5 protein-coding genes are annotated in these 6,535 nt (G+C 38.2%); 3 read left to right on the top strand and 2 right to left on the bottom strand.

Annotated features, from left to right (window positions below; all coding sequences use genetic code 11):
• The first annotated feature begins 341 nt into the window (after positions 1 to 341).
• A complete protein-coding gene (locus CD126_RS07690; RefSeq protein ID WP_049407920.1) occupies positions 342 to 656 on the top strand; it encodes a DUF4176 domain-containing protein in 315 nt (104 codons plus the stop codon).
• A 109-nt stretch (positions 657 to 765) separates the two neighbouring features.
• Here CD126_RS07690 and CD126_RS07685 read toward each other — a convergent pair whose 3' ends face one another.
• Together CD126_RS07685 and CD126_RS07680 are read right to left on the bottom strand one after the other, a co-directional pair.
• Positions 766 to 1,551 carry a putative hydro-lyase gene (locus CD126_RS07685; RefSeq protein WP_002470896.1) on the bottom strand — a complete coding sequence of 262 codons (786 nt, stop codon included), beginning with the start codon at positions 1,549 to 1,551 and terminating at the stop codon, positions 766 to 768.
• A 173-nt stretch (positions 1,552 to 1,724) separates the two neighbouring features.
• On the bottom strand, positions 1,725 to 3,401 hold the full coding sequence (locus CD126_RS07680) for a BCCT family transporter (RefSeq protein ID WP_103370267.1): 1,677 nt from the start codon (positions 3,399 to 3,401) through the stop codon (positions 1,725 to 1,727).
• 667 nt (positions 3,402 to 4,068) lie between these two features.
• Between CD126_RS07680 and CD126_RS07675 the strand changes: the two genes are divergently transcribed.
• Positions 4,069 to 4,494, top strand: a complete 426-nt coding sequence (locus tag CD126_RS07675; protein ID WP_049407927.1) for a DUF4064 domain-containing protein — start codon at positions 4,069 to 4,071, stop codon at positions 4,492 to 4,494.
• Between the two features lie 383 nt (positions 4,495 to 4,877).
• Entirely contained in the window at positions 4,878 to 6,422 is a 1,545-nt protein-coding gene (gene pruA, locus CD126_RS07670) for an L-glutamate gamma-semialdehyde dehydrogenase (RefSeq protein ID WP_040805936.1), read from the top strand.
• The last annotated feature ends 113 nt before the right edge of the window (positions 6,423 to 6,535 follow it).

The raw sequence follows: 6,535 nt of genomic DNA, 5'->3' as shown, positions 1-6,535 counted from the left end.
AGATGTGTATAAGAGACAGTCTTTATACTGCTAGCAATTATACCGTTATTAATATTAAAAGGAAGAAATGATAGGAATAACAGACGTAAATTGAGTATTAACTTAGACAACTATAGGATTAAAGCTTTTATATTACCTAATACTAAAGATTTACTAAAAGGTGTTTTCTTAAACATAGTTGGATATCTGCTTTTTATTTTTTGTACACTAACTCCTATTATGGATGGAGAATTTAGTTTTATATCTTTTCCATTTATTGTATTAGTATTTGCTTTCATTCTATTTCAGAATGGATTGTTATACACCCAAAATAAAATCGAAGGAAGGATAGGTGGCATTAAATGGAAACAATAGGCAGCATTATTTATTTAAAAGAAGGTTCTCAGAAACTTATGATTATCAATAGAGGGCCGATTGTAGAAATGGACAATCAGCGTTATATATTCGACTATTCTGCATGTAAATATCCAATAGGCGTAGTTGAAGACGAAATTTATTATTTTAACGAAGAGAATATTGATAAAGTCATTTTTGAAGGTTATTCTGACGAGGATGAAACTAGATTTCAAGAATTATATGAAGATATGTTAAAGAATTTAGATAGCGATATTAAGCGAGGTAATGTGAAACAGGAAGAAAACTTTGGTTTACACTAGATAAATTTTACTCAAGTAACTAAACAAACAGAAGCAAAATTTAAATATACAAACTGAGAGTGTGTCGTTACAACAATACGTAATGGCACACTCTATCATTTGTGAATACTTAATCTCCCATTTGGCTCTCGAGGACATCGGTCACGAACATATGGCCTGGCGCGTGGGTAATGACGAGATCTGGTTTAGCAGCTAAAGCAACGGATTGTGGTGTCACACCGCAACCCCAGAACACGGGCACTTCGCCTTCATTTATCTGCACAGATTCGCCGAAATCAGGTTGACTTAAATCTTTAATTCCGATATCTTCTGGACGACCAATGTGAATAGGTGTGCCGTGCACTTGCTTGTAATGTGTCGTGATTTCAGTCGCTTTAATGGCTTCTTTCATCGTCATCGGACGCATACTCACAGTCAATGGACCGCGAAAGATGCCGCTCGGACGCGTATCGATGTTAGTCACATACATTGGCACGTTATGTTGTTCTTCAATGTGTCGCACAGGGAGACCAGCATCCAGTAAGGCATGTTCAAAGGTGAAACTACAACCGATTAGGAAACTAACCATATCTTCTTCAAAGAGGTGTTGAATATCATTAGGTGTCTCAACGAGCTCGCCATGTCGATAAACGCGATATTTACTCACATCTGTACGAATATCTGCGTTTTTGCCATAGGTCGGGAAGGATACCGCACCAGTTTCGGCAATATCTAATAAAGGACATGTCTTCGGATTGCGAAAACAGAATTTTAGAAAGTCAAATGCATATTTTTCAGGTAGAATCACGACGTTCGCTTGTACGTAGCCTTTCGCCATTCCACTCGTATGTCCGAATAACTTCCCCTTACGTATCAATTCTCGAATTTCACTCGGTAAAGCGTGATGTAAATTCATTTTCTCATCCCCTTTTCTAGGTAAAAGTTTAAAAATTCTAATAATTAAACTTTTACTTTTACTTCCTATATCTATTATACATGAATAGAGGTATGAATAGGGAAGCCTGCTTAAAAAAGATGCAACCAACCTTAATTGATTGGCTGCATTAGGTATTTAATACATGTCAAAGACTATTCATTTTTATCCTGTGAGTGATTATTCACTTGCTGAGTGTGGCGGTCGTAGTCGACAGTTTGATGATTATCTTCCTCAATATCCTTACTGCTACTTGCCTCACCGTCATTCTCACGCTCCTCTAAAGGTATGGAGTAGTCTTTCTCATCATTGATATACGACATTTGGAAGTGTTTGGTATGTTCGCGTTTTAAAGCTCTCATCAGTGAGAAGATCATTAAGAGTAAAATGATTGAGAACGGTAAGCCTGTGACGACGGAAGCAGTTTGTAAACTCGTCAATCCGCCTGCGATAGTCATGGAAACCGAGATTGCTCCAATGAGGATCCCCCAGATAATCTTATGTTTCACTTTAGGGTTCGCTAGTCCACCTGTCGCCATACCAGCTACAATATGTGTCGTCGAATCTGCGCTGGTAATAATAAAGATAAAAATTAATGCGATAGCTAGGATACTCGTGATATCCGCAAGTGGAAATTTGGATAGCAGTTCAAATAAAGCTACAGTGTAATCTTTGTCGACAACGTGTGCGATATCGTCACCTTTCAAGGCAAATTTCAGAGCCGTGCCGCCGAATCCAGCAATCCAACTGAAAGAGATGAGTGGTGGAACAATCAGTACACCAATGACGAATTCACGTACGGTGCGTCCTCTTGAAACCCGGGCAACGAAACCACCGATAAACGGTGACCAGGAAATAACCCATGCCCAGTAGAAGACCGTCCATTTCTGAATCCAAGCATCACTGCCACCATATGGGTTGAGACGCAAACTGTATTCGATGAAGTGACGGAGATAATCGCCAATCGCGAGTGTGTAAGATTCCAGAATAAATTTGAGATCACCAACACATAACATGAAGATTAAGAGAATAGCACCAAGCCCAATATTGATATTACTGAGCCATTTTACCCCACGATTTAAACCGGTAATAGCCGAACCTAAGAAGATTACGACCATCAAGATGGTAATACCAATTTTAACACTGTTGTTTTGTGGCACATGAAAGACATGATGTAATCCACCGTTAATCTGCATAATACCGAGGCCGATAGATGTCGCAATCCCCATTACCGTTGCGATAATCGCGAGAATGTCGATGATATTTCTAAAAGGTCTGCGATACGCTTCACCGAAGACAGGTTCCATAGTAGTCGAGATGAGCCCGTCACGCTTTTTACGAAACTGGAAATAAGCCACGATTAAACCAGCAATCGCAAAGATCGACCATTGCGAAATACCCCAGTGGAAGAAAGTATAACCCATTGCGACACGAGCTGAATCTTCAGAGGCGTTCGCAATCTTACCCGGGAAGGGAGAATGTAGGTAGTGCGTCAACGGTTCAGCCACGCCCCAGAAGACGATACCGACACCTAGTCCAGCTGAGAACAACATCCCAATCCAGGAAAGCATAGAGAACTCCGATGATTCGTCGTCGTCGCCAAGCTTGAAACGGCCATAGCGAGAGATAGCTAAAGCGATTAAGAAGATGTCCAAGATAAAGATAATGAGTAGGAATAGCCAGCCAAAGCTATTGGAAATAAAATCATAGATGTATTGCGCATGATGACCGAATTGAGTAGGGAAGATACCAGCGATCGCGGTAATCAACACGATGATCGCAACCGATATCCCATAAACGAAATTTCTATTTTTAGTCTGTTTATCATTCATAAAACAAATACTCCATCCTTTGTTTATTGTTAGATTTCGAGTGAGGTTGATTACATAGATGCATTTCTCTTAGTCGTGATTTAAATATTATTTAGTGGTTTATTATCAGTTATTCATCGATGTCGGCGTTATTTATATTTTCAATAAAACCTATATTTAAGTTTAGTCTTAATTTAAGAATTCATAGTTGTTGTTTAGTTTTTACTTTATATAGGTGTTCTAGCAGTAGGGTAATAATAGATTATTTTGAAAGATAGTTATTTAATTTTGTTTTCAAAGACAATTCGACACGCTTGAAGGATAAAGGTCGCAACGAAAATCCATTCTTCGAACTCTTTGGGTGAGAAGAATTAGTTGAGTGCGACCCCTTAAGCAAGGGAGGATTGTCAACTGAAAACAAAGGATTTCATTAATTCCAATCTTTTTTCAACCAGTTGAGTATAGCTATTAATTTTGAAAGATGTTTTATGTGTGTTCTCAACTCCTTTTAGTTAAAGCATAAAATAAGTGTAATTATGTAATTATTTAAACCTAATTATAAAGTAAATAGAATAAATTACAACGTAATATTCTGATAAATTTAGAGCTAATTGTTTTTGAATAAGCTGTATTATACAATAACAATGCATGGTGAATAATAAATATATAATCACTAGGAGGAACTTGAATGAAAAGAGTTTGGGAGAAGATTCTAGTTTGGCTAGGACTACTCTTACAATTTGCGCTCATATTTATCTACGGGATCATCGCACCTTTCATGAATGACGATAGCTTTAAATCTGAAATTAAGGACAATATCAAAGAAGAAGTGAGTTCGGGTGAATTATCCAATGCAGATATCAATTCAATCGTAAGTAGTCTGAATGAATGGATTATCTATTTAATTGGTTTAGCTATTATCGTTGCGGCAGTAGCTTTAATTACAGCTCTGATTATCAACAAATTACCGAAGACTGCAGGCGTAATATTTATCTTGCTTGCGATTGCAGCGGTATTGAGCCTCAATTTCGTGGCAACACTGTTCTGGCTCATCGCTGGAAATATGCTGATTGTGCGCCGCAATAAGCAGACTAAGCATAAGGCACGTGCTTAATTTTTAGGATGAGTAAAATACAACATATAGTTAACACAAGACAATGTGACTGAGTGTATAACATGCTGAGTGGCATTGTCTTTTTTACTAGAAACATATGGCGTGACTCATGTATTAAATCAAGCCAAAGAATGAACTTAAAAATTTGTGATCTAGCACTAAATTTTTTTAACTTTTACAAAAACAAAATAAACTACCTTAAACTATTGAAGATAAAGCGTTTTACACCTGAAAGGTAATATTAAAAAGAGATGAAATCTTGGTAAATTTCTAAAAAAATATTTGTAAGCGATTGCAATTATTAGAAAAGACAGATAAAATACATAGCAACAGTGGATATTTCCATTAAAGTTTTCTATTAACAAACATTGGGGGTAGAAATGATGGTAAGAGAATACAGAAGTGAAGCAGGAATCGATTTCTCTCAACAAGAAAATGTTGAATCATTCCAGCAAATGTTAAGTAAAGTGAAAGGTGAATTCAGCCAAAAAGTACCTTTATGGATCAATGGCGAAGAGAAATTCACGAAAGATACTTTCACTTCTATTAATCCAGCAAATACTTCTGAAGAAATTGCTGAAATTTCTAAAGCGACGAAGAAAGATGTAGATGCAGCATTTGACGCGGCTAATGAAGCGTACGAGTCATGGCGTAAATGGCAGCACCGCGATCGTGCAGAATTTATGTTACGTGTAGCTGCATTAATCCGTCGTCGTAAAGAAGAAATCGCTGCTGTAATGGTTTACGAAGCAGGTAAACCATGGGATGAAGCGGTAGGCGACGTTTGTGAAGGTATCGACTTTATCGAATACTATTCACGTTCAATGATGGAACTAGCGGATGGCAAACCTGTCTTAGACCGTGAAGGCGAACATAACCGCTACTTCTACAAACCAATCGGTCCTGGTGTCACTATTCCACCATGGAACTTCCCGTTCGCGATTATGACAGGTACAACTTTAGCGCCAGTTATCGCTGGTAACACTGTATTACTCAAACCTGCTGAAGACACAGTGTTAACTGCTTACAAGTTAATTGAAGTGCTTCAAGAAGCAGGCTTACCTAAAGGGGTAGTTAACTTCGTACCAGGTGATCCGAAAGAAATCGGTGACTATCTTGTAGATAGTGTTCATACGCATTTCGTTACTTTCACAGGATCTCGTGCGACAGGTACACGTATCTTCGAAAGAGCTGCGAAAGTTCAAGAAGGTCAACAGTTCTTGAAACGTGTCACAGTTGAAATGGGCGGTAAAGATGCGATTATCGTTGACGAAGACGCAGACACTGATTTAGCTGCTGAATCCATTGTTTCATCAGCATTTGGTTTCTCAGGACAAAAATGTTCAGCATGTTCACGTGCGATCGTGCATAAAGCGGTTCACGATGAAGTGTTGGAAAAAGCAATTAAGTTAACGAAAGACATCACATTCGGTAACACTGAGAACAATACTGAAATGGGTCCAGTAATTAACCAAAAACAATTTGATAAGATCAAGAACTATATTGAAATTGGTAAAAAAGAAGGTAAGTTAGAACACGGTGGCGAAACTGAAGACGAAACAGGTTACTTCGTACACCCAACAATCTTCTCAGGATTGAAATCTAAAGACCAAATCATGCAAGAAGAAATTTTCGGTCCAGTTGTTGGCTTCGTGAAAGTGAGCAGTTGGGAAGAAGCGTTAGACGTGGCTAACGATACAGATTATGGTCTTACAGGTTCAGTGATTACAAATACACGTGAACACTGGTTACAAGCAATTGAAGACTATGATGTAGGTAACTTATACCTCAACCGTGGCTGTACTGCAGCTGTGATGGGCTACCACCCATTCGGCGGATTCAAGATGTCAGGTACAGATGCGAAGACAGGTGGACCAGACTACCTCATCAACTTCTTAGAACAAAAAGTCGTTTCAGAAATGTTATAATTTCGTGAACTTTAAAGCGTTCTAATCTCATATTAATCTAAACAAGTTAATATAAGTCTCAGTAAGGGCAGGGCACTATAAATAGGGTGTTCCTGCCCTTTCAATAGTAGAAC

The sequence above is a fragment of the Staphylococcus pettenkoferi genome (genome assembly GCF_002902685.1).
Lineage (GTDB): Bacteria > Bacillota > Bacilli > Staphylococcales > Staphylococcaceae > Staphylococcus > Staphylococcus pettenkoferi.
Note: the sequence above shows the minus strand (reverse complement) of the source record. Positions and strands in the feature narration are given on the sequence as shown.